The sequence below is a fragment of the Sedimentibacter sp. genome (assembly GCF_038562225.1).
In the GTDB taxonomy this organism is placed as follows: domain Bacteria; phylum Bacillota; class Clostridia; order Tissierellales; family Sedimentibacteraceae; genus Sedimentibacter.
In genome coordinates this window covers 339,109-363,210 of the sequence record NZ_JBCFAS010000002.1, presented here as the reverse complement: position 1 = coordinate 363,210, position 24,102 = coordinate 339,109, and the positions used below count along the sequence as shown (strand labels likewise).

15 protein-coding genes are annotated in these 24,102 nt (G+C 43.2%); 11 read left to right on the top strand and 4 right to left on the bottom strand.

Annotated features, from left to right (window positions below):
- The first annotated feature begins 320 nt into the window (after positions 1 to 320).
- The 10 genes from AAGU76_RS08195 to AAGU76_RS08150 all read left to right on the top strand — a co-directional run bounded on the left by AAGU76_RS08195 (position 321) and on the right by AAGU76_RS08150 (position 15,075).
- Positions 321 to 824 (top strand): hypothetical protein, encoded by a 504-nt coding sequence (locus AAGU76_RS08195; RefSeq protein WP_342484988.1) that lies wholly within the window; start codon positions 321 to 323, stop codon positions 822 to 824.
- Positions 825 to 871: 47 nt separating this feature from the next.
- Positions 872 to 2,491 (top strand): carbon starvation protein A, encoded by a 1,620-nt coding sequence (locus AAGU76_RS08190; protein WP_342484987.1) that lies wholly within the window; start codon positions 872 to 874, stop codon positions 2,489 to 2,491.
- A gap of 503 nt (positions 2,492 to 2,994) precedes the next feature.
- Positions 2,995 to 4,482: a carbon starvation CstA family protein gene (locus AAGU76_RS08185; RefSeq protein ID WP_342484986.1), complete on the top strand. Its 1,488-nt coding sequence runs from the start codon at positions 2,995 to 2,997 to the stop codon at positions 4,480 to 4,482.
- Between the two features lie 261 nt (positions 4,483 to 4,743).
- Positions 4,744 to 6,276: a cardiolipin synthase gene (cls, locus tag AAGU76_RS08180; protein WP_342484985.1), complete on the top strand. Its 1,533-nt coding sequence runs from the start codon at positions 4,744 to 4,746 to the stop codon at positions 6,274 to 6,276.
- 27 nt (positions 6,277 to 6,303) lie between these two features.
- Complete coding sequence (locus tag AAGU76_RS08175; RefSeq protein ID WP_342484984.1) at positions 6,304 to 6,873, top strand: chromate transporter; 570 nt, start codon at positions 6,304 to 6,306, stop codon at positions 6,871 to 6,873.
- Positions 6,870 to 7,442, top strand: coding sequence for a chromate transporter (locus AAGU76_RS08170; protein ID WP_342484983.1), 573 nt, complete (start codon positions 6,870 to 6,872; stop codon positions 7,440 to 7,442). Before AAGU76_RS08175 ends, AAGU76_RS08170 begins: the two co-directional genes overlap by 4 nt.
- Before the next feature lie 9 nt (positions 7,443 to 7,451).
- Complete coding sequence (locus AAGU76_RS08165) at positions 7,452 to 10,955, top strand: DNA polymerase III subunit alpha (protein ID WP_342484982.1); 3,504 nt, start codon at positions 7,452 to 7,454, stop codon at positions 10,953 to 10,955.
- A gap of 171 nt (positions 10,956 to 11,126) precedes the next feature.
- Positions 11,127 to 12,086: a 6-phosphofructokinase gene (gene pfkA, locus AAGU76_RS08160; protein ID WP_342484981.1), complete on the top strand. Its 960-nt coding sequence runs from the start codon at positions 11,127 to 11,129 to the stop codon at positions 12,084 to 12,086.
- Positions 12,087 to 12,134: 48 nt separating this feature from the next.
- A complete protein-coding gene (gene pyk, locus AAGU76_RS08155) occupies positions 12,135 to 13,901 on the top strand; it encodes a pyruvate kinase (RefSeq protein ID WP_342484980.1) in 1,767 nt (588 codons plus the stop codon).
- A 52-nt stretch (positions 13,902 to 13,953) separates the two neighbouring features.
- The gene (locus AAGU76_RS08150) at positions 13,954 to 15,075 is read left to right on the top strand and encodes an AI-2E family transporter (RefSeq protein WP_342485705.1); all 1,122 of its coding nucleotides are present in this window, start codon (positions 13,954 to 13,956) and stop codon (positions 15,073 to 15,075) included.
- 47 nt (positions 15,076 to 15,122) lie between these two features.
- On the opposite strand, the gene AAGU76_RS08145 is transcribed toward AAGU76_RS08150, so the two are convergent.
- A complete protein-coding gene (locus AAGU76_RS08145) occupies positions 15,123 to 16,094 on the bottom strand; it encodes a hypothetical protein (protein WP_342484979.1) in 972 nt (323 codons plus the stop codon).
- Between the two features lie 165 nt (positions 16,095 to 16,259).
- Here AAGU76_RS08145 and AAGU76_RS08140 point away from each other — a divergent pair, with 165 nt between their 5' ends.
- The gene (locus AAGU76_RS08140) at positions 16,260 to 16,781 is read left to right on the top strand and encodes a peptidylprolyl isomerase (RefSeq protein WP_342484978.1); all 522 of its coding nucleotides are present in this window, start codon (positions 16,260 to 16,262) and stop codon (positions 16,779 to 16,781) included.
- 80 nt (positions 16,782 to 16,861) lie between these two features.
- Here the strand turns inward: AAGU76_RS08140 and AAGU76_RS08135 are convergent, their stop codons facing one another.
- The 3 genes from AAGU76_RS08135 to AAGU76_RS08125 all read right to left on the bottom strand — a co-directional run bounded on the left by AAGU76_RS08135 (position 16,862) and on the right by AAGU76_RS08125 (position 24,096).
- On the bottom strand, positions 16,862 to 19,900 hold the full coding sequence (locus tag AAGU76_RS08135; RefSeq protein WP_342484977.1) for an SbcC/MukB-like Walker B domain-containing protein: 3,039 nt from the start codon (positions 19,898 to 19,900) through the stop codon (positions 16,862 to 16,864).
- Positions 19,897 to 21,045: an exonuclease SbcCD subunit D gene (locus tag AAGU76_RS08130; RefSeq protein WP_342484976.1), complete on the bottom strand. Its 1,149-nt coding sequence runs from the start codon at positions 21,043 to 21,045 to the stop codon at positions 19,897 to 19,899. The genes AAGU76_RS08135 and AAGU76_RS08130 overlap by 4 nt, the downstream gene beginning before the upstream one ends.
- A gap of 180 nt (positions 21,046 to 21,225) precedes the next feature.
- A complete protein-coding gene (locus tag AAGU76_RS08125; protein WP_342484975.1) occupies positions 21,226 to 24,096 on the bottom strand; it encodes a tetratricopeptide repeat protein in 2,871 nt (956 codons plus the stop codon).
- Between the last annotated feature and the right edge of the window lie 6 nt (positions 24,097 to 24,102).

The window sequence follows — 24,102 nt, the reverse complement described above, 5'->3', positions numbered from 1 at the left end:
GGAAACAATCGTATGCGTAATGAGGAATGTGTCCGGTTATTAAGAAAATTAAATGCGAAATATGTCGAATATAATGTTTATTTATAAATTGAATGTTTTTTGAGTATGGTCGGTTGCTGAAAAAAGAGACAGTATAGCCGCATGTCTGGACAGGGACAACAATTCGTTAAGGTGGCTCAGATGCTGATTTTATAAAGCTATGTTTATCAATACGGAAAAATTTTTAATTGACTAAAATTGTCGCAGGTGATAAAATGCAATTGTAAGGATATTAATTCATGATGCAAATGACAAAATTTCAAATATGCGAAGGAGCAAAAATGGATATTTCTCAATACCTGGATTTGGTAGACAGCAAGCTCAAAAACAGCTTTGATGTATCTAGAAACACCGTCGTAAACGGCATTAATTACGACTTGTACGCGCAGTTTAAGTTGAGAAATGAAAGATATGTTCTTACCAAAAAGGCAGTGGTATATGCCTTTGAGAACAACGAATATTGCTTGGTAAAACATTTTCAAAAGATAGATGAAAGAGTTTTAGACAGTTTCACTGAAGAATTGAAGAAATCGGTTGAATGTATAGTAAGCCCGTCAAGTGAACACATGTCCAGCATAATAACAGCTGTGGCAGTGACGGATAATATGCCGCCCGGAGATTTTGAAAATCTTAAAGGGAAGGTAGAACGGTTCAGATATAATAAGGGTTTTGCATTTGGATTCAAGGGGTGGGCAGATATAAGGCTGCTTCTGGTTTCTCTTGATGAAGGCCTGACAGCTGCAAACAAGAAGGGAAAGGAGGTCGCGAAGGTTTACAGCGCCTAGCTTTTGAACCTGTGTGAAATCGTTTTATAAATAAAAGGAGGCTTATTATGAATGCATTAGTTCTAATCTTAATTAGTATTGTTCTTTTTATCGTAGCCTACGTAACATACGGCGCATGGCTTGCCAAGGAATGGGGAATTGATCCCTCAAGAAAAACTCCGGCTCATGAAATCAATGACGGCATAGATTATGTGCCAACTAAACCGGCTGTGCTTTTAGGCCATCACTTTGCTTCCATCGCAGGTGCCGGACCTATAAACGGACCTATCCAGGCTGCCATATTCGGTTGGGTTCCAGTATTTTTATGGATTGTTATCGGAAGTATTTTTGTAGGAGGAGTTCACGACTTCGGTTCACTGTTTGCTTCCATCCGTCACAAAGGAAAATCCATAGGAGAAGTTATCCATGCAAACATGGGTAGAAACGGTATGAGGCTGTTTGCAGTATTTGCATGGCTTACCCTTCTTCTGGTTGTTGCAGCATTCACTAACATAGTTGCCAGCACATTTGCAGCAGTTCCAGCCGCTGCATCATCATCCATGATGTTCATCGCCCTTGCTGTTGCATTTGGTTACATTGTTTACAGAAAGGGAGTATCCCTGCAGGCAGGTACTGTTGTTGGGGTAATTTTACTGTTCCTGTGCGTTTATTTAGGATACAAATTACCGTTGCAGCTCAGCGTTCAAACCTGGATATTCATAATGATGATTTACATTTTCGTGGCTTCAACTGCTCCTGTTTGGATTCTTCTGCAGCCAAGAGATTATTTGAACTCATTCTTGCTTTATGCCATGATTGGCGGTGCTGTAATAGGTGTTCTGATTTACAGACCTACAATCCAACTTGATGCAGTAACATCTTTCAACGTAAACGGTCAGTACATGTTCCCGATGCTGTTTGTTACGGTAGCATGCGGTGCTATTTCAGGCTTCCACTCACTGGTTGGTTCAGGAACAACTTCTAAACAAATGGACAATGAAAAAGATGCTAGAACCATAGGATACGGCGCAATGCTCATTGAAGGCGTTCTGGCAGTTATAGCTCTTGTAACAGCTGCATACATTTCAAAAGCAGATTTGACTGAACTGTTGAAGGGCGGACCTGTTAACGTATTTTCAAGCGGCGTCGGCACATTCATGTCAAAATTCGGTATTCCGTTTGCAATAGGCAAATCATTTGTTGCTCTGGCAGTTTCTGCATTTGCACTTACAAGCCTTGATACAGCTACAAGACTTGGAAGATTCATATTCCAGGAATTCTTCGAAGATCCATCCAAGGAAAAACAGCCTATATTTACAAACATGTACGTATCAACTGCAATTACTGTTGCTATAGGCGGATATCTGGCAATGGGCGGCTATTCAAAAATATGGCCTATATTCGGATCGGCAAACCAGCTTCTGGCAGCTCTGGCACTGCTGGCACTGGCAGTATACCTGAAGAAAGCAGGCAAGAACTACCACATGATCACAATACCCATGGTATTCATGCTGGTTGTTACTCTATCAGCGTTGGCGCTGCTCATTAAAAACAACATTGCATCCGGAAACTTCGTATTGATAGTATTCCCAGTACTGTTGTTTGTGCTGGCTCTCATACTGGCAAAAGAAGGTTACTCAATAGTATTCGGCAAGAGTGACATTAAAGATACATCCAAATCAAACTAAATAAATGTTTGTTTTCCCCCTGCAGAGAAATTTGCAGGGGGTTTTTATTTTGGAGACAATTTATAACTTTGAAAGATTCTGTTTGAATTCAAATAAAGCATGAAATAAATAAATAATCTTAACAATTTCAAAAGTATAATTAAAAGAAGGAAAGTTTTCTAAAAGACAACAAACAAACATTTTCCGTCTTCAATTTTTTTTATAAAAACAATTTCCTTCGTTCATTATATTTCTAAAGTTAAGCAAATTCTTTGAAATGCGCAAGAATTAATTACCTGTTGACTTAGCTTGTCTTTAATGTTAAAATGCAACTTGTTGATATGAAATGCGACAAAAATCGCACTCATTTTGCAAAGCTTGAAAACGTCGGCAAAAAGCAGTCAAATTATACGTTTTAGTTTTCAAGCACAATCAACACAGGCTTTTAGGTTAGCGAAAGCCGTACGCTTTAAGGAAAGCGAAAAGGACAAAATTTCTTTTATATCAAAGGGAGGACAATTGATATGGCAACATTTTTAATCGGTCTTTTGATACTTGTTGTTGGAGGCTTCTTCTACGGAAAATACTGTGAAAAGGTATTTGGACCGGACGAAAGACCAACACCTGCAGTTTCTAAGGCAGACGGAGTAGACTTCGTAGTAATGAACAAATGGAAAAACGCACTAATCGAATTACTAAACATCGCAGGAACAGGACCTATTTTCGGTGCAATTCAGGGAATATTATTCGGACCAATCGCATTTATAACTATCCCGGTAGGATGTGTTCTTGCTGGTTCAATGCATGACTACTTCTCAGGCATGATCTCCATGCGTAACGGCGGAGCTCAGATGCCAAAATTAATCAAAAAATATTTAGGAAACAACGTAATAAAAGCATACAACTTCTTCTTATGGATACTGATGTTCCTGGTTGGTGTAGTTTTCGTTTACACACCGGGAGACTTAATCGTAACTCAGGTATTGCAGCAGGAAGCAGCAGTTACTAACCCAACTGTTTGGATAGTTTACGCAGCAATATTCGTATACTACCTGATTGCAACATTGTTCCCAATCGATGCTATCATCGGAAGAGTATATCCTATATTCGGAGGATTCCTTATCCTTTCAGCTGTGGGAATATTCGTGGGAGTTATGATGGATGGCGGAGCAAGCCTCACTAACCTTTCATTTGCTTCTAATCCGTTCGCTCAGCATACTGGTGGACTTCCATTCATACCTACATTCTTCATCACTGTCGCATGCGGTATAATGTCAGGTTTCCACGCAACACAGGCTACTTTGATTTCAAGAACAGTTAAATCAGAAAAAGAAGGTAAATCTACATTCTTTAACATGATGCTTGTTGAAGGTTTCATAGCTATGTGCTGGGCAGCTGGTGCAATGGTTATGTTCGGAAGAGGAACAGACGTTAAGACTGCAACTACATTGATGGTTGGTATTGTATCAAGAGGTTTCCTTGGAAACGTAGGCGGTATGGTAGCTGTTATAGGAGTTATAGTACTTCCTATCACATCAGGAGACACAGCATTCAGATCATTGAGACTTATGGTTGCTGAACAATTCAACATCGACCAGAAGGTTTCAAGAAACAGAGTTATAACAACAGCATGCTTGTTCATACCTGCTATAATAGTTCTGTACTTCTCAAAATCAAACCCGGCTGGATTCAACATCCTTTGGAGATACTTCTCATTCACTAACCAGTTCGTGGCTACATTTGCTTTAGGTACAATAGCTGTTTACCTGTACATCAACGGTAAAAACTTCCTGGTTGCATTGTTGCCTGGAATGTTCTACTTCTTCGTGACATTGAGCTTCATATTCCATGCTCCAATAGGATTGAAACTTGATGAAAGACTTGGACTTGAACCTACAAGCTACACAGCATCATTCATACTGGCTGCAGTATTGTGCTTAGGTTATGCCTGGTTTGTAAAAACTCACGCAGAAAAGCAAAAAGAGCAGATTTTACAGGACGTTCTTTCTTAATCAATAAAATGAAAGGATCACTCAGCGTGGTCCTTTTTTTATGCTAGAAAGTTCTCTTTCCTAGCATAAAATAAACGAGGAGTGCATGTCGGACATCCTTGCCGTAAGAGGAAAACAAGGCTCACATGAAAATCATCAATCTTTGATTGCATTGATGGGTGTGTTCTTATTTACAAACCGTATATAATTTGATACAATTTACTTGAATTACTGGGTTTTGCTGTAATTGAAATGATTATTTAAGGTAAGGCAGGTGTTGCTATGCAAAGAGTTATTAGGTTGATGTTCAACAGGGTTACGCTTGTAACGCTGGCCATATTGCTTCAGATACTCTCATTTATACTTATAATATGGAAGTTCAGCAGTTACTTTGTTTTGTTTGATGCCATATTCATGCTCATAAGCGTGCTGGTGGTTATATACATATTAAACAGGAGAAGCGACCCTGCATACAAGATTGCCTGGATAATTCCCATAATGCTTTTTCCCATATTCGGAGGAATATTCTACCTGATGGTAGGAGGAAGAGGAATGTCCCTGAGAAAGAAAAACAATATGAAGGAAATAACAAGTCAGATGAGAAGGTCTCTTCATCAGGATTCTGAGACCATCAAATGCCTCAGGGAAGAAAACAAGGAAGCTTACAACCAGTCAAGGTACATAGAGAGTTATTCGCTCTGCCCCGTATACAATGATTCGTTCACAGAGTATTATCCTTCAGGTGAACTGTTTTTCAAGAACCTGGTTGAAGAACTGAAGAAGGCGGAAAAATATGTTTTTTTGGAATTCTTCATTATCGAGGAAGGCATCATGTGGAACACCATTCTGGACATCCTTGCCCATAAGGCAAAAAACGGCGTGGATGTAAGAGTCATTTACGACGATGTGGGCTGTGTTTTCACCCTTCCGCCGGACTACAGCAAAGAATTGGAGTCCATGGGGATAAAGTGCTGCGTGTTCAACCCATTTCTTCCGGTGCTGACGTTCAGCCTGAACAACCGTGACCACAGAAAAATTGCAGTGGTGGACGGCAAGTGCGCTTTTACGGGAGGAGCCAATCTGGCAGATGAATACATAAACGAAAGGGAGCGATTCGGTCACTGGAGAGACTGCGCCATTAAATTAAAAGGCGAGGCGGTTTTGAGCCTTACAGTCATGTTTTTGTCCATGTGGAATTTCCTTTCAAAGACTACCGAAGACTACAGCAAATTCAGACCTGAGGTTCTTGACAGGGATGTGGAATGCAAAGGCTACGTGCAGCCTTTTGATGACAGCCCCCTGGATAACGAAAACGTCAGTGAGGCAGTGTACATGAACCTTATAAACCAGGCTAAAAAATATGTGTACATAGAGACACCATATCTCATAGCAGACAACAAGATGATGGTATCATTGTCCATGGCTGCCAAGAGGGGAGTGGACGTGAGGATTCTGACTCCGCACATACCGGACAAATGGTACGCATTTGCAGTGACCCAGTCAAACTACGAGGAACTGCTTGAAGCGGGAGTTTCAATCTATGAATACACTCCGGGTTTCAATCATGGAAAGACATTTGTGGTGGATGATGAATATGCGGTTGTAGGGACAATCAATCTGGACTACAGAAGCCTTTATCTCCATTTCGAATGCGGCGTGTGGATGTACAAAACCAAGAGCGTATATGAGGTCAAGGAAAGTACTCTGGGGGCTTTTGACTTAAGCAAGAAGATCACATACGAGGAAGTAAGAAAAATTTCAAAAATCAGGCGAATCGGCAGGACAGTGCTTAAGATGCTGTCTCCGCTGATGTAAAAAATATAAAGGTATGGAAAGACAGATATGAAAAAAGACATTAAATTTTACTGGAAGTTGTTTTCATCCACATTTTCCCTGAGTGCCTTTACCATAGGCGGGGGATACGTAATTGTTCCTTTGATGAGGAAGAAGTTTGTGGAGGAGCTGAACTGGATTGAAGAAGAGGAGATGCTGAACCTTGTGGCCATATCGCAGTCGGCACCGGGGCCCATAGCCGTGAACACGTCCATTATGGTAGGATACAGGCTGGCTGGCGTGCTGGGTTCCTTGGTTTCGATTCTGGGAACAGTCCTGCCGCCGCTCATAATTATTACGGTTGTTGCTCAGTTTTATGCCGTTCTTAAGGAAAACAGGATAGTGAACGCGCTTCTTCTTGGCATGAGAGCCGGGGTTGCTGCCGTAATCATTGATGTGATCATTAAAATGGTAAGGGACATAATCAAAAGCAAGAGCACTGTTTCTCTTCTCATAATGATTGCCGCATTTGTGGCTGCAGTGGCCTTTGATATAAACGCTGCCCTCATAATCATACTGAGCGGCGCATTCGGCGCATTTTACTACCAGATGCTCGGGAAAGGCGGTGTACAGCAATGATTTACATTCAAATTTTCTGGAGCTTTTTCCAAATAGGTCTGTTCAGCATAGGAGGAGGCTATGCGGCTCTGCCGCTCATAGAACACCAGGTTCTGGAGGTTCACAAATGGCTCACACTGGGAGAGTTTGCCGATCTTCTGACCATTTCGCAGATGACGCCCGGACCAATAGCTCTCAATGCGTCCACTTTTGTGGGAACAAAGGTTGCCGGACTTTCGGGAGCGGTGGTTGCAACTGCAGGCTGTGTAACTCCTTCGTGCATAATCGTCCTTACCCTTGCTTATTTTTATTTCAAATACAAGAACCTTTCAACCATACAGGGAGTTTTGAAGGGTCTAAGACCTGCCGTGGTGTCACTGATAGCTTCTGCAGGTTTGTCAATCCTGCTGCTGGCAGTGTTTAAAAATGAGGATGTGACGCTGACAACCATGAAGCTGTCAGACATCAATTACATTTCCGCAGCATTGGTTGCAGCGGGAGTGTTTGTGCTTAGGAAGTACAAGACTGACCCCATTAAGGTCATGATTGCTGCAGGCATTGCAGGAATTTTTATTTACGGTTTATTTTAAGGAGAAAACATGTCAGAAAAGAATTTTACCCACCTGCACGTGCATACGGAATACAGTCTGCTTGACGGAGCCTGCAGGGTAGAGGAGCTTGTGAATAAGGCAAAGGAACTTGGCATGGACAGCCTGGCAATAACGGACCACGGCTCCATGTACGGTGTTGTGGAGTTTTTCAAGCAGGCTAAGAAGGCAGGCATAAAGCCTATTCTTGGCTTTGAAGCATATGTTGCCCCAAGAAGCATGACCGACAAGGACCCGCAGAAGGACAAGAATCAGTATCACCTGGTCCTGCTTGCGGAAAATCAGGAGGGCTGGAAGAACATCATTAAGCTTTGCTCTGAAGGGTTTGTTGACGGATACTACTACAAGCCGAGAATCGACCGTGACACGCTGAGACGCCACAGCAAGGGTATAATCGCCCTGAGCGCATGCCTTGCAGGAGAGGTTCAGTCAAGGCTTCTGGAAAACAACTATGAGGAAGCCAAAAGAACAGCGTTGATGTACAGTGAAATATTCGGCGAAAACAACTTCTTCCTTGAAATGCAGGACCACGGTATAAAGGAACAGCATGATATAAACCAGGGCCTCAGAAAAATCAGCAGCGAAACAAATCTGAAGCTGGTAGCCACAAACGACGTGCACTATATAAACAAGGAAGACGCTTATTTTCATGATGTGCTGCTGTGCATTCAGATGCAGAAGACCGTAACCGATGAGGACCGCATGAAGTTTCCATCGGATGAGTTTTATCTTAAGTCCTACGATGAGATGGCGGAGATTTTTCCGGAGGATGTCCTTGAAAACACCCACAGCATAGCCCGAAGATGTAGTGTGGAGCTTGATTTTGAAACGGTGCACCTTCCAGAGTTCAAGGTTCCACAGGGCTACACCAAGCAGGAATACTTCAGGGAAATATGCCAGAACGGACTCAGTGAAAGATATGAAAACATAACCCATGAACTTCAGGAAAGGCTTGATTATGAAATAGGAGTAATCGAGCAGATGGGATACGTGGATTACTTCCTGATTGTGTGGGATTTCATCAAGTATGCCAAGGACAACAAGATAATGGTAGGCCCAGGAAGAGGCTCGGCTGCCGGAAGTCTCGTGGCGTATTCCATGAAGATAACAAACATCGACCCCATGAAATACAGCCTCATCTTTGAAAGATTCCTGAACCCGGATAGAGTAAGCATGCCTGATATAGACGTGGACTTCTGTTATGAGAGGCGCGAGGAAGTAATAGAATATGTGAAACGTAAGTACGGAAGCAAGAGGGTGGCTCAGATAATTACGTTCGGAACCATGGCTGCAAGAGGAGCCATAAGGGACGTGGGAAGGGCGCTGAACCTTTCCTACGGAGAGGTTGACTTCATAGCGAAGAAAATACCCATGGATCTTGGAATGACCATATCTAAGGCTCTTGAGGTCAACAAGGAGCTCAAGGATTTGTATGACAGTGACGCCAAGGTAAACAAGCTCATCAATCTGGCACTGAAGGTTGAAGGGCTTCCGAGGCACGCCTCCACCCATGCGGCAGGCGTCCTCATATCCAGGGAGGATGTAACGGAGTACGTACCCCTTTCAAGAAACAAGGATGTCATAACGACCCAGTTCAACATGATAGAGCTTGAGGAGCTGGGGCTTCTGAAGATGGACTTTCTGGGATTAAGAACGCTGACTGTTATCAGGGATGCCATTGATCTGATTGAAAAGAACCATCAGGTTAAGATTGATTTCGGCAACTGCAGGTACGACGACAGCCAGGTCTATAAGATGTTTTCCAATGCGGAGACGCTGGGAATATTCCAGTTTGAAAGTTCGGGCATGAGGGCTTTTCTAAGCGAACTGAAGCCCACCGAATTCGAGAACCTGTCAGCAGCAAACGCTTTGTACAGACCGGGCCCCATGGGGCAGATACCGGTTTACATCAAAAACAAGCTTAATCCCGAAAGCGTATCTTACCTTCACCCCAAGCTTGAGCCCATACTGAACGTAACCTACGGCTGCATGGTATACCAGGAACAGGTAATGCAGATAGTGAGGGACATAGGCGGATTTACCATGGGCAGGTCGGACCTTTTGAGACGCGCCATGGGAAAGAAAAAGATGAGCGTCATGCTGGAAGAAAGAAAGAACTTCATTTACGGTAAAAAAGCTGAAAACAACGAGCCGTCAATTCTGGGTGCCGTTAATAACGGCGTTGACGAAAAGGCGGCCAACGATATATACGACCTCATGATTGAATTTGCCAAGTACGCCTTTCCGAAGGCACACTCGGTGGCATATGCTGCATTGGCCTACGAAACTGCATGGCTTAAGCTTCACTATCCGGTGGAGTTCATGGCAGCCCTCATATCAAGCATCATGGGGAGTTCCGGCACTGTTTCTCTGTACATAAGGGAATGCAAGAGGCTGGGAATTGAAATACTTCCTCCCGATGTAAACGAAAGCAGGGACAAATTCACCGTGGAAAACGGCAGGATACGCTTTGGCCTTGCGGCAGTAAAAAACGTAGGAACAAACGTAATTGGTGACATAATTCAGGCCAGGGAAGCCAAGGGAAAATTCACCAGCTTCACTGATTTCTGTACGAAGGTGGATGCAGGCGTGCTCAACAAGCGCCAGGTTGAATCCCTTATAAAATGCGGTGCTTTCGACTTCCTGAATGTTCACAGGTCGCAGCTCATGGCTGTCTATGAAAAAACCATAGATTCGGTTGTGAACCAGAAGAAAAGAAACATAGAAGGACAGTTTTCGCTGTTTGATCAGCCGGTATCCCAGGACGATGATTTCTCCTTCAGGGAGGAACTTCCAAACTTGCCGGAATACAATGAAAAGATGCTTCTGGCCATGGAAAAGGAAATGGTGGGAGTATATCTGAGCGGTCATCCTCTTTCAGAGTACGAAGAGGAGCTGGAGTGTGTTGCCACAACAAATTCCAGCGAAATAGCAGAGCTTCAGGAAGCAGGAGAAGGCGAAGAGAACAACAGCAGCCTTCGCGACGGAAGCCGCGTGGTTTTAGGCGGAATAATAATCAAAAAACAAAATAAAATAACAAAGAACAACAGCATGATGGCGTTCATAACGCTGGAGGACCTTTACGGAACCGTGGAAGGAATAGTCTTTCCGAAGGTTTATGAAAAAAGCAGGGACATATTGCAGGAAGACAGCATTGTCCTGGTGGAAGGCATAATAAACGCCGCTGAGGACGATTCGCCCAAGATTATATGCAACAAAATAACGGAGCTGAAGAAAAGCAGAGACAAACCAGCTTCTCCAAAACAGAAGAAGCTGTACATCAAGGTGGCGGACAAGAATCACTACATGAAAATTAAGAATGAACTGTTCTCTAACCTGAGCAAATGCAGCGGCAGCGACTGTGTGGTAATATACAGTCAGCAGGAGAAGGCCAACATGGTTCTTCCCATGAAAAACTGGGTGAACTCCAGCGATGAGAAACTCATACAAAGCCTTAAAACGATGCTGGGCGACAGCAACATAGCAGTGAAATAACCAATGGCAATAAAAAGAGCAGGAATTAGTCTTTTTAATGAAATGACAACTACGACTCTGTCATCTGAGTATTTTTAGTATCAAATGCATTGCAGATTCGTCAGTTTTGCATATGAAGTAATAACTCTTAATTCTTAACTCTTAATTCTTAATTAAATACGCGGAGGGTATATGAAGAAAATCGGAGTGCTGACCAGCGGGGGAGATGCCCCCGGAATGAACGCTGCCATCAGGGCAGTGGTACGATACGGAATTTACAACAACATAAATGTGGTTGGAATAAAAAACGGATACAAGGGACTTGTAGAAGGCGACAGCGTTGAAATGAGCCTTTCATCCGTGGCAGATATAATACACAGGGGAGGAACGGTCCTGGGAAGCGCCAGAAGCAAGGAATTCACTGAGCCTGAAGGCTTCGAGAGAGCTCTGAAGAACGTGAAGTACATGGGACTGGACGGAATAGTAACCATAGGAGGGGACGGAACCTACAAGGGAGCCATGGCTCTCGGAAAGGCGGGGGTGCCGGTAATAGGAATACCTGGAACAATTGATAATGACCTGGCATACACACAGTACACACTGGGTTTTTTCACAGCCCTGACAACTGTGCTGGAGTCTGTGGAAAAAATCAGGGATACATCCTCATCCCACGGCAGAACAAACGTCATTCAGGTCATGGGCAGAAACTGCGGTGACATAGCACTGTATGCCGGCCTTGCAGGAGGAGCCGAGATGGTTATAATTCCTGAAGTTGAGTATAATATAGATGAAGTGTGCGACAAGATAATGCAGGGCAGAGCCAGGGGAAAGAGGCACAGCATCATAATACTTGCTGAAGGAGCAGGTGAAGCAAAGGAAATTAGCGAGAAAATCGAAAGCAAGACAGGTGTCGGAACAAGATACTCGGTTCTTGGCTACACTCAAAGAGGAGGCACTCCGTCAGCCTTTGACAGGCTCATGGGAAGCCAGATGGGAGCCAAGGCAGTGGAGCTGTTGACAAGTTCCATTTCCAACAGGGTCCTTGGCGTCAGGGGAAATGAAATATTCCACATGGACATCGAAGAAGCTCTTGCAATGGAAAAGAAATTCGATGAGTCTTCATATGAACTTACAAAAATTCTGTCAATATAACAGGTAAAATACATAGATACTTATGCAATAAAAAATGAGGTGATTGAAATGCAGAAACTAAGAAAGACGAAAATAGTGTGCACTATCGGACCTTCCTCGCAGGATGAAAAATCCTTCAGGGAACTGGTGCTTAATGGCTTGAATGTGGCAAGGCTTAACTTTTCCCATGGTACCCACCAGGAGCATCAGGAAAAGATTGATGTCATAAAGAAGGTTCGCAGTGACCTTGGAACATGCACTGCAATAATGCTGGACACCAAGGGACCAGAAATAAGAACCAGGGACTTTGAAAACGGGTCTGCAGAGCTGGTCAAAGGCCAGGAATTTGTGCTGACAACCAGGGATATACCTGGAAACAAAGATATTGCCAGCGTTACATACGAAAACTTTGCCAGGGATGTGAAACCCGGTGACAAGGTGCTCATTGACGACGGACTCATAAGCCTTGAGGTGGTTGAAACATTGAACGAAACAGATTTGAAATGCATCGTACAGAATGGAGGAACCGTAAAAAACAAGAAGGGAATCAACGTTCCAAGCGTTCAGATAAATCTGCCGGCCATGACCGAAAGAGACATATCGGACATAAAATTCGGCATACAAAACGACATAGATTACATAGCAGCATCTTTCATAAGAAAGGCAGATGATGTCATAGCAATCAGAAGGATTCTGGAAGAGGAAAATGCCGACCACATCATGATCATTTCAAAGATTGAAAACAGGCAGGGCGTTGAAAACATTGACGACATAATAGCTGTTTCAGACGGGATAATGGTGGCAAGAGGAGACCTGGGAGTGGAGATACCTGCAGAGGAAGTTCCGCTGGTACAAAAAATGCTCATAAAGAAATGCAACGATGCAGGAAAGCCTGTAATCACAGCAACACAGATGCTGGATTCCATGATGCGCAATCCCCGCCCCACAAGGGCCGAGGTATCAGACGTGGCTACAGCCATATTCGAAGGTTCTGATGCCATAATGCTGTCCGGAGAAACAGCATCAGGCAGCTACCCTACTGAAGCTGTGCAGACCATGGCCAGGATAGCGCTCATGATTGAAAATTCCCTGGATTACGATGAAATACTAAAAAATAAGAATATATCATTCCAAAGCAGCATTACGGATTCCATAAGCTTCGCCACATGCAGGACATGTCTTGATCTTCATGCTTCTGCCATAATTTCAGCCACATCCTCCGGGTACACTGCAGCGGCCGTATCAAGGTACAGACCCAAGGCGCCGATCATAGCAGCGACCCAGGACGAACAGGTAATGCGCAGGATGTCAGTTTACTGGGGAGTTTATCCAATCCAGATAAGCAAGCTGAATTCTACGGATGAGATCATCGACAAGTCTGTTGACAAGGCTCTTGAACTGGGATACATCGAAAACGGAGACCTTACCATAATAACGGCAGGCGTTCCCGTGGGAGTGTCAGGAAGCACAAATCTCCTGAAGGTCCACATAGTCAGCGAGCTTCTTTACAAGCGCGTGGGCGTAGGCAGAGAAACTGTCATAGCCAGGGCGAGGGTTGCCAAAAATGCCGCAGAGCTTAGAGACAGGTTTGAAGACGGCGACATCATCGTAATGACAGCCACAGACAAGGATGTAATTGAATACATGTCAAGGGCATCGGCAATAATAGTTGAAGAAGGCGGACTCACATCTCATGCGTTCATTGCAGGTCTCAACCTGGGCAAGGAAGTGGTTGTGGGAGCAGAAAACTGCACGAAGGAAATAAAGGACGGAGAACTGCTGACGGTAAACGGAAAGCAGGGAGTGGTATACAGAGGTCAGGCCAAAATAATGTAGCAAAGGAGACTGCAAAATAGATAAATTTAGTCTTGTAAAAATATCATTGCCTGTGTTGCTGCTGGCAATGATAGTCTTACTTATTGTTTTTAATCCGGGATCCCTGGGCTGGATAATAGATGCTTTCAAGCCCGTGATTTATGCCCTCATAATAGCATACCTTCTTGATTCCCTTGTAGCGTTCTTCATGAGGAGACTGAAGGTCAGAAGAACTCAGGGAATTTTTCTGGCATGCATAATATTGATAGGAATAATAGGCACGGTTGTTTATGAGGTTGTTCCGCGTATAGTTGAAAACATAAACAACATCATGAATTTCATCATGGGCGGTAATGTTGACGTGGTGCAGATTGTAACGAACATAAAGGGTAAAATCGACCATCCCTACGTGGCATATGCTGCGGATTACATACTTGAAGCAAGCGAATCAGTAACGGGTATCATAAACACCCTGCTTCTGCAGCTGTCAAACATACTCATGAGGCTGGTGACGGGCATAGGCTCAAAAACTTTTACGGTTGCCACAAGCTTCATCATAAACATATACATGCTGGTTGAAAAGGAAGACATCCTTGCCAGAGGGAGAAGGTTCATAAGCGCATACTTCGACGAAAAGAAGGCAAAGAAGACTCTGCATGCCTTCAGCCGCGCCAATGCCATATTCAAAAGCTTTTTAAACGGCAAGCTTCTTGATTCGGCCATAGTTGGAATCATATGCGTCATAGTGTTTTATGTTTTCAAGGTTCCATACGCACCTCTCATGGGAACAATAATAGGATTTTTTAACGTGATACCGTATTTCGGACCCATCATCGGTTCGGTTCCGGTAATACTGGTTTCATTTTTTGTGGATCCTCCAAAGGCCTTAACAGCACTTTTGATAATACTGGTTGTGCAGCAGCTTGATGCAAACCTGCTGGACCCCAGGATTGTGGGAAACAATGTGGGTGTAAGCCCCTTCTGGATTATAACATCTGTTACGGTTGGAGGAAATCTGTTCGGTGTTCCCGGTATGGTTCTCGGAGTGCCTGTGGTTGTGCTCATTAAGACCATTGTAGAAGAATCGGTTGAAATGAGGCTCATCGAAAAGGGAATATGCGATCTGGAAAAGGAAAACCTGAAAGAAGAAAAAAAGAAAAAAGAGAAGAAAAAAGTAAAGAAAAAGATGCTCTAACCCCGATTTCCATGCATAAAAAAACCTGCGTTTGCAGGTTTTTTATGTTAATCGTCAATTGAAGTTGATCTTGGTCTGCAGCCTCCGCCTCCGCCGGCTCCGCCCACAGAGTTTTCGTCAATTTGTCTCGGGAAGAGTCTCGGGAATGTCGGGCAGATTGAAGCCTGTTCAGGAGACAGCTGCACGAAGCCTGTGGAAAGAACACACAGTTGAACCGGAACAACCACTTTCTTTTCGCAGGAAATGCAAAGAGAAATTATTAGGTTGATTGAAAGTTCACCTGTTCTGGGATCCAACGTGAAGTCTCTTTGTATGCTGTTCGTTGCAAGCCTTACTATGCATGACAGGTTGCAGAATTCGGTGAATCTTGGCAGAAATGCTGTGTCAAATACCGATGGAACACAAATTTCGAAGAAGTTGGTCAAAATCAGCGGATTACACCTTGGTGCTATTTCTACAACTGCTGTAAGTGTGATTATGCTTTCATTGTTTGAGTTGCAAGGTGTAACAACCAGGTCTATTTCAACTTCAACGCATCCTGAAACTTCAATGTTCTGGGTTCCGAATACAGGTGTTCCCAGCTCTTCTTCATCGCAGAAGGATGTATCGGTATAAATCAATTTTTCGCTTAAGGTTCCGTCCGGACCTACTACCTTGTAGTCGCATCCGTCTTCTTTCTTAACAAACTGTCCGCCGGACAGCACTGTGTTAGGGTTGATTTTCAAGTTGCAGTCATCATTGATGTTGTCAGGGTTGAAGAATTTTCTGCATCTGATGTCTGCTACTCTTATGATATTGGTTCCGCATCCCAGGTTGGGTTCGAATACTGTGTCCGGTGCTGTTTTTAATCCCTGAAGATTAAAAAGCACAGCATCGTAAACTTTTTGAACATATATTGGTTCTGTAACTACATTTCTTAATGTACCGTCCCAATCGCAGCCGGATTGACCAGTACAGCATCTATCAGCAATACCGCCAATGCCTGCAACGTTATTGTTATCTTTGTTTGAGCATTTCATGCTGTTATAACCTCCTCATAATTTACTGTTGCTTTACTTCAATATATTCGGGAGGCAAATACTTGTTACAACCCATAATTTCAAAAATATAAGTCAACTTTTACCTTTTTATTGAATTTTTTATGCCGGTAGTGTAAAGTATAAGAAAAAACACATGGAGGAACTATGAAATTACCAGTAGTTACATTTGAATTTGAAAACGGCGATGTTATAAAGGCTGAGCTTTACCCGGAAACAGCTCCTGTCACTGTTAACAATTTTATTTCTCTTATAAACAAGAACTTTTATGATGGAAAGATATTTCACAGAGTGATCGAAGGTTTTATGATACAGGGAGGATGCCCCAACGGAAACGGAATGGGAGGACCCGGATACACCATAAAGGGTGAGTTCACCGGCAACGGCTTTAAAAACGATCTGAAACACGATGCTGGCGTTTTGTCCATGGCAAGGGCCATGAATCCAAACTCTGCAGGATCTCAATTCTTCATCATGCACAAGAAGTCTCCGCATCTTGACGGACAGTATGCCGCATTCGGAAAAGTAATCGAAGGAATGGATGTTGTGAACAAAATCGCAGCAACAAAGACAGACCGAATGGACAGACCTGTTCAGGAAGTAAGGCTAAAAACTGTAACAGTGGACACATTCGGAGAAACATACGAAGAACCCGTAAAAAGTAATTAAGAATTAAGAGTTAAGAATTGAAAGACGTGTCAGCGACACGTCTTTCTTCCATTAATTCTTCACTCTTAATTCTTAATTTTTTAATTATTAATTAGCAACGTGGAGCCGTTTCTGTCTTTTTGAACTGTGATGGAGGATTCTATGGTTTCCTTCAGAAGCTGCACGTGGGAGATTATACCCACAAGCCTTTTTGAACCCTTCACTGAGCCCAGGATGTTCATGGCATCACCTATGGACGAGGTGTCAAGGCTTCCAAAGCCCTCATCTATGAACATGGTGTCGATTTTTATGCCTCCGGACTGAGCTTGTACCACAGCTGACAAACCCAGTGAAAGAGCCAGGGACACCAGGAATTTCTCCCCTCCGGACAATCCTGAAACGCTTCTTTTCTCGCCTGAATAACCGTCGAACACTTCAAGCTCCAATCCGGCCTTTCTGGCTCTGCCGCTTCCTTCCAGCGTCCTGCAAAGCTGGTATCTGCCGTCATGGACGTTTTTGAGAAGCCTGTTTGCTTCGGCGGTGACGCTGGAAAGCATAACGCCCAGCACGTAGCGCCTCAGGGAGATTCCCTTGTCGCCTCTTAATGTGACTCCGAAGCTGTTGTATGAGTCGTACTTTCTTATGAGCTCCAAAAGCAGCTGCTGTTCTTTTTCAATGCGCCTTATGGTTTTTTCAAACCTTGATTTTTTGTCGTTCTGTAAAGCCGATTGTTTTTCAAGCCCCTTAAGTTTGCTCTCAAGAAGCAAGACATCTTTTTTCAGGTACTCGATGTCCGGCTTTTCCTTGTTTTGTGTAAGCTTCGAAAGCCTTTCAAGGTTCTTTTCCACGGATCCCTTTTCGATGATGTAATTCTGCACTTTTTTGTCCCACTCATCCAGCGTATCCTGTGAGGCCAGGCACTGCTTGAACTCCTGAGTATCGGCAAATCCGTAGGCCATGAGCGTTTCAAGATATTCAGCCTTCTTATTTTCATATTCGGCTGTTTTCGCTTGAAGGTCTTCATCCATAAGCTTCAGTTTTGCATTTGAAGAGCTCAGGTCCTTATCCATGATTAGCTTTTTTTCAGACAGCAAGGAAAGTTCCTGCTCGTAGCTCATGATTTCTTTTTTCAGAGATGACAGCCTTTTGTTTAACGCAGCCTCATCTTCAATTCCTTCGATTTTTCTTGAGCACAGGGAGTTGTATGCAGCAGCGCTCTCTTCCTTGAGCCTGCTTTGTTCTGTCAGTCTGAGGCTGATAGTAGACAGCTCCTTTTCAAGCAAATCTGTTTCTTCCGCCAGTCTTTTGTGCTCCTGGGTGATTGTATTTAATTTTCCAGCTTCATCCTGGGCAGTCTTAAGTTCTGACAGTATGTCTTCCTTTCGGAAATTTCCCAGCGACATTAAAGTTTCATGTCTTTCTTCTTCAAGACCCTGCAATTTTTCGGCTTTAGATGATTTTGAAGCATCTATGACCGCTATTTGGTTGTTAAGCTCTGCAGCCTCGCCGTTTAAGCTGTCCAACTGGGCCCGGATTTCACTGATGAGGTTCTCATCAGCCTCTTCTGCTGATTTTTCGGCTTTCATAGGGTGGTGGATGCTGCCGCACACAGGGCAAGGCAATCCATCCTCGAGGTTTTCGCTTAACAGAAATGCTGTCTGCCTTATGTAGCCAGAGTAGGCTCGGTCGAATTTTTCCTTGTGAAGGAGGACTTCAGTCCTGTTTTTTTCCAGTGCGCCCTTAAGCTTCTTAAGGTAGATTTCGATTTTTTGGATTTCAAGCTTAGTTTCATCTATTTCAGTTGATTTTTTGTCCAACACCTTCAGCTTTTCAAATTTTTCTCTGAGTTCCGGAAGCTTTACGCTGTAGTTGTTGAAAATGTATTCTTTCTTTTCTGCATATTGTTTGAGTTTTATTCTTTTGGCAGCCAGCATGTCCTGCTTTGCTGCTTCCTGTGACTTCATTTCTTCGTATGTCTTGCCCTGAGCATCAGCTTCGGCTCTTGAGCTTGTAATCTGCCTGTAGACGTCAGCAAGGTTTTCAGTCTTAATCTTGTTCTCTCTTAACATTTCTATGCGTTCTTCGCCTTTTTTAAGCTCCTCAAGGGACGCCTGAAGCTTTTCACAGGACAAGGCGTAGGCGGAGTTCTTTTGTTTCTCATTTTCCAGCCTTGCGGAAGCTTCCTTGAACTGATTGTGAGCGCTCATGGCCAGCGAATATTTCTGTTCCACAGAAATTGCCTTTCTTCCTTTTTCAAGCTTTGAAGAAAGGATGGCTACTGTGTTTTCCTGTTCCCGTATGATTTTAAGTTCCTTTTCGGTCCTGGCCATTTCTTCAAACAGTCCGAACAGGTCGTTTTGAAGCTGCAGATTAGTTTTTTTCTGTTCCAGCTCCGACGAAATGCCGGATATGACAGCAGCGGTTGCTGCAATTTCCAAAGAGAGATGTTCTGCCTGGGCAATAAGGTCTTCTGTAGTTTCCGCATTTTCGGTTTTAAGCATCACATTGATGCCTTCCCGTTTGACTGATATGTCTCTGCTGATGTCCTTAGCTCTGCTGCATATCCACTCTGCAGCCTCCTGCCACTTTTGGGCATTGAACAGGGTGACGAGGATTTCTTCCTTTTCTTCGGATTTGGCAACCAAAAGCTTTTCAAATTTTCCCTGGGGAAGCATTATTACCTGAATGAACTGCTCGTGGTTGAGCCCTATTATGCTGCAGGCCTTTTGTTCCACGTCCTTAATTTTGGGATTTTCAAAAAATGGTATGAATATTCCGTTTCTGTCTTCGTACATGGCATTTTGAGTTACGCTGTATTCCTTTGTGCCGTTTCTTTTTGTGCGTATGTTAATGGTTCGGGTGAATCTGTATGTTTTTCCAGCTACCCTGAATATGAAGTCCACTTCGGTGGGAATGTCTTCTTTGGCCATCTGGCAGCGCATGGCTGTGATGTCACCTCGCTGGCCGCCGCTGGATTTGCCGTACAGGGCATAAGTGATGGCGTCAAGAATGGTTGTTTTTCCGGAGCCGGTTATGCCGTGAATCAGAAACACCCCCGAGTTTTCAAAATTGGAAAATTCTATTTCCTGCTTTTTTACGTATGGTCCGAAAGCCTGAAAGGATAAATAAACGGGTATCATTGAAGTCCCTCCTCTTCTTCAATTGCTGCCAGTGCCCGGTTGAACAGCTCTATCTGCTCAGTGGTGACATCATCTCCGGCTACTTCCCTGTAAAACTTTCTTAGTATGTCATCGGGGGAAAGGCTGTAAAGTTCGTCCACAGTAAGCTGATTTTCTGCTTCATCGTTCATTCTGCCGGTTATATTAAGAAGGTTAGGGTAGAAGGTCCTGAACAGCTCCACCGCTTCCATGCCGGCATAAACGTCCGTTATTTCTATTTTGACATAATCATCCCTGCTCCTGTCGTTTTGAGCAATCTGAAGAACCTCGTCGTATGTTCCTCTGATTATTTTTGTTTCTCTGAGAGGCGTCACTTCGATTTCATAGGCATTGATGCTGTCATGTATTTCAAGAACGGTTATTGATTTTTTGTGCTCTGCTTCGCTGAAGGAATACTTCAGGGGTGAACCGCTGTACCTTATGTTCGTGCCTCTGTCCTGAGGTTTGTGAAGGTGGCCCAGAGCCACGTAGTCGAAGCCGTCAAAAACTTCCGAAGGTACTGAGGATGAACCTCCAACCATGGCTGTCCTGTCACTTTCTGACAGCACAGAGCCGCTGACAAAGCAGTGGCACATGAGAATGTTTATTTTTCCTGGCTTGAACTTTTCACGGATGTTTTTCAGCACGATGCTCATGGCGTCGGAATAGTTTGAAATTTTTTCATCGGGATAAAGAGATTTCACCTCGTCCATGTTGAAGTAGGGCAGGGCATAGATGCATGCGTTGCCGACTTCCGTAAACTGTATTCCGGAGGACAGCTTTCCGTATATGTGAAGGCCGGATTTCTTCAAAAGTTCGCTGCAGGATGATAGCCTTGCAGCTCCGTCGTGGTTGCCGGCAGATATTACAACGGGGATGCCCACATCCTTGCACAATGTCGTAACAGCATAGTTGTAAAGGGAAATTGCTTCGGCACTTGAAACGGAATGGTCAAAAATATCACCTGCTATTATGACGGCATCTGCCTTTTCTTCCCTTGCGGCTTTTATGAGGAAGTCCACGAAGTGTCTTTGCTCCTGTGCCAGGGATGCGTTGTGCAGGCTTATTCCCAGATGCCAGTCAGATGTATGGATTATTTTCATAAGCTGTAATGATGCTGTAAGCATCTTCTCCTTAAAATATTTAAATTAACGCAAATAAAATGATTCTAAAATTAAGAATCATTTGTCAGCGTTATAATGTTGTCTATTTAAAAATTATACACCATGTCCCAATAATCCGCAATTGGTATTGAAAGAAGAGTAGTTTGAGAAATATCAGAATCTGCGGCCGAGCATATAGTTTCGCTATTTCAGAAGCTTTTTTATGTCCTCCGTCAACTTTAACGATTTGGGGTTGTTGAGTTTCTTCGCACATTCCTGGGCATGCGCCAGATGGGAGTTCGCCTCGTCAAAATTCTTCTTGTTTATGAGAAGCAAAGCCAGGTAGCATTCTGCCATATCCCTTCCCCAGATGCATTCGTACTTGTGAAACAGATCTATGGACAGCCTTATGTAATATTCTGCCTCATCGTATTTTTTTGTTTCATACAATGATTGGCCGATGTTGGAATAAAAAATTTCCAGTCCCTTAGAAATGCCGTTGTCCTTGCAGAGGTCGACGGCTTTTTTGTAATATGCAATGGCTTCCTCATGCCGGCCCAAGGCTGCTCTTTGCTGGCCCAGGTAATTGTAATTGGCTGATATGCTTAAGGTGTACCTGCTGTTTATCTTGTTCAGATTGTTGAAAATATTTATGGATTCATTGAAGAGCGTTTCTGCTTCATCATATTTTTTTATTTTATTGTAGTACAATCCTTTCAGCCTCAGCATGGTTCCTCTTTCTTCTATGTTGTCGTACTCGGAAAGAAGCTTGAGACTCTTGTTTATGTACTTGAACATGACTGGTATGTCATTGACCTGTATGGCATAAAAAATCATCTGTTTGTAATTGTTAAGCAGGTATATGTAATTTTCAAGCTTGTCGGCAATGCGTAGGCTGCTGTCTATGTTTTCAAGGCCTTTGCCGTATTCGCCCACGGCAATATAGTACCTGCCTGCCAGATAGCAGAACTCCATTCTGATTTTAAAGTACTCAGTGTCATTGTCATCAAGCTTTGCCAGATCATCACTGATTTCGTTCAGCTTTTCTTCTACATTGAAAATATCTTGAAAGTCGCTGTAGACAGAAGATTCAAATGAGAAAACCGGGTATGTCTCATGGTACATGGTGTAGAGATCCGTGAGATTTTCTATCTTGTACTTCAGCGACTTGTACTTGTTGCCGCATTTTTCAAAGTGGTATATAAGGTTCGGATACAGGTTCTTGTTGCCTGAAGATTTGAACCTATCTTCGAAATAATTGCCTATTTTTTCATGCAGCATCATTTTTTTGCCGGCTGACTGGCTGTCGTAAATAAATTCGCGGATTTTCTGATGGGTGAAGCTGTAAAATATATCCTTGTCCGTTATGAACTCCCGGATCAGATCCTTTTCCTGCAGCGATTCGATGATTTCGAATACTTCCATCTCATCAAAAGAAACCAGCATCTTTAAACAGTCGATGCTTACCTTATCGAAAAACAGGGAAATGTAATTGAGCAGCATTCTTTCATGTTTGTTTAAGTCCATGATTCTGCTGTTTATTATGTTTGCAGCCTTGAAAGACAATTCCCTTGTGTATCCCTTTTCCTTTATGGTCTTCAACAGCTCTGTCAGGAACAGTGCATTTCCTTCAGTGTCCTCATAGATGTTGGCCAGAAGAGAATCGGATATTTTGAATGTTGGAAGATATTCTTCAACGATGCTTCTTGTTTCATCAAACGTAAATCGGTTAAGCTTAATTTTCATGAGAAGGTCCGATTTTACCAGCGGTATGATGAAGGAATTCAGCTTGCTTTCAAAGTCGCTGCGGTAAGCTCCGAGAAAAAGGATGTTTGTGTTACAGAAACGGGATATAATGTTTGAAATGAGCATTTTGCTCATTTTGTCCATCCACTGAATATCATCGAAAACGAATATTATTTGCTTCTTTTCTGAAAGCTTCTGCAGCATCCGGATAATGACATCCACAGCCAACTCAAATATGGTGTTTTCATTTTTGTTCATGATGTCAGATTTATTGTACTTCATATCTCTGTTGAAAAGAGGAAAAACGTAGCTGATTATTTCTTCCTGCTGGGGAGAAATATATATTTTTTCTGACCTTACACAGTCGCCAAGCATGGAGAAGATATTGTGCCATGGCTTCAGAAAAAAGTCTTCTTCTGCGCTGTAGCAGGAGGACCTCAGTATGATTGTTTTATCGCTATCCAGGGAAGCGGCTATTTTATCCAGCAGCGCGGTTTTTCCTATGCCTGCTTCGCCGGTGACAAACACTGATATCCCTGATTTTTCTGCAAAGTCATAAAGATTGCTGCTTATGGAAAACAGCTCATTGTATCTGCCGTAAAAATACTGCATGCTGCCGCTTTTATCAACGGCCATGTCCTTTAATTTCAGAATCTCGCGGAACATTTTTTTCGTTGCGGATTCAGGACCTATTTCCAGGTCCTTTTTCAATATATCAGCCAGTTCATAGTACAGTTTGATGGCCTTGTTGTAATCCCCTGACAGGGCGTAAATCTTCATAAAGTATCTGTACGTCTTCTCATTGTACGGGTCGCTGCTTATCATTACCTTGCTGTAATTCTGTATGCTTTTGAAATCCCCCATGTTGACGGACTCATTGACTTTTTTTGAAACTGCATTCATGTAAAGGTTCCTGTATTCTTCCTTTTTCTCCAGAATCCAGTTCTCGAACTCCAGACAGTTTTTTATTAAAAAGTTTCCAAGAAATTCACCGCCATAGTACTCCATGATGTTTTCCTGGCTTACCATATCCGTATCTGTCTTTACCTGGATTTCGCTGTTAAGCTCTATGGAGGATTTCGAACTGTCAACAAAGACATCATCGCCAAGCACCTTTTTAATCTTGTAGATGGCATCCCGAAGATTTTTTCTTGCGGTTTCTTCCGATGTTTCAGCCCAGAACATGTTTATGGCTTCCTGTCTGGAAACCTTTTTGGTTATGCAGACATAGTAAAAAAGCCCTTCCGCTTTTTTATAAGGGAAGAACACTTCTTTACCGTTTATTTTTACTGACGGCTCTCCAAGAAGCCTTACTGAAATACTGTTCATGGTATC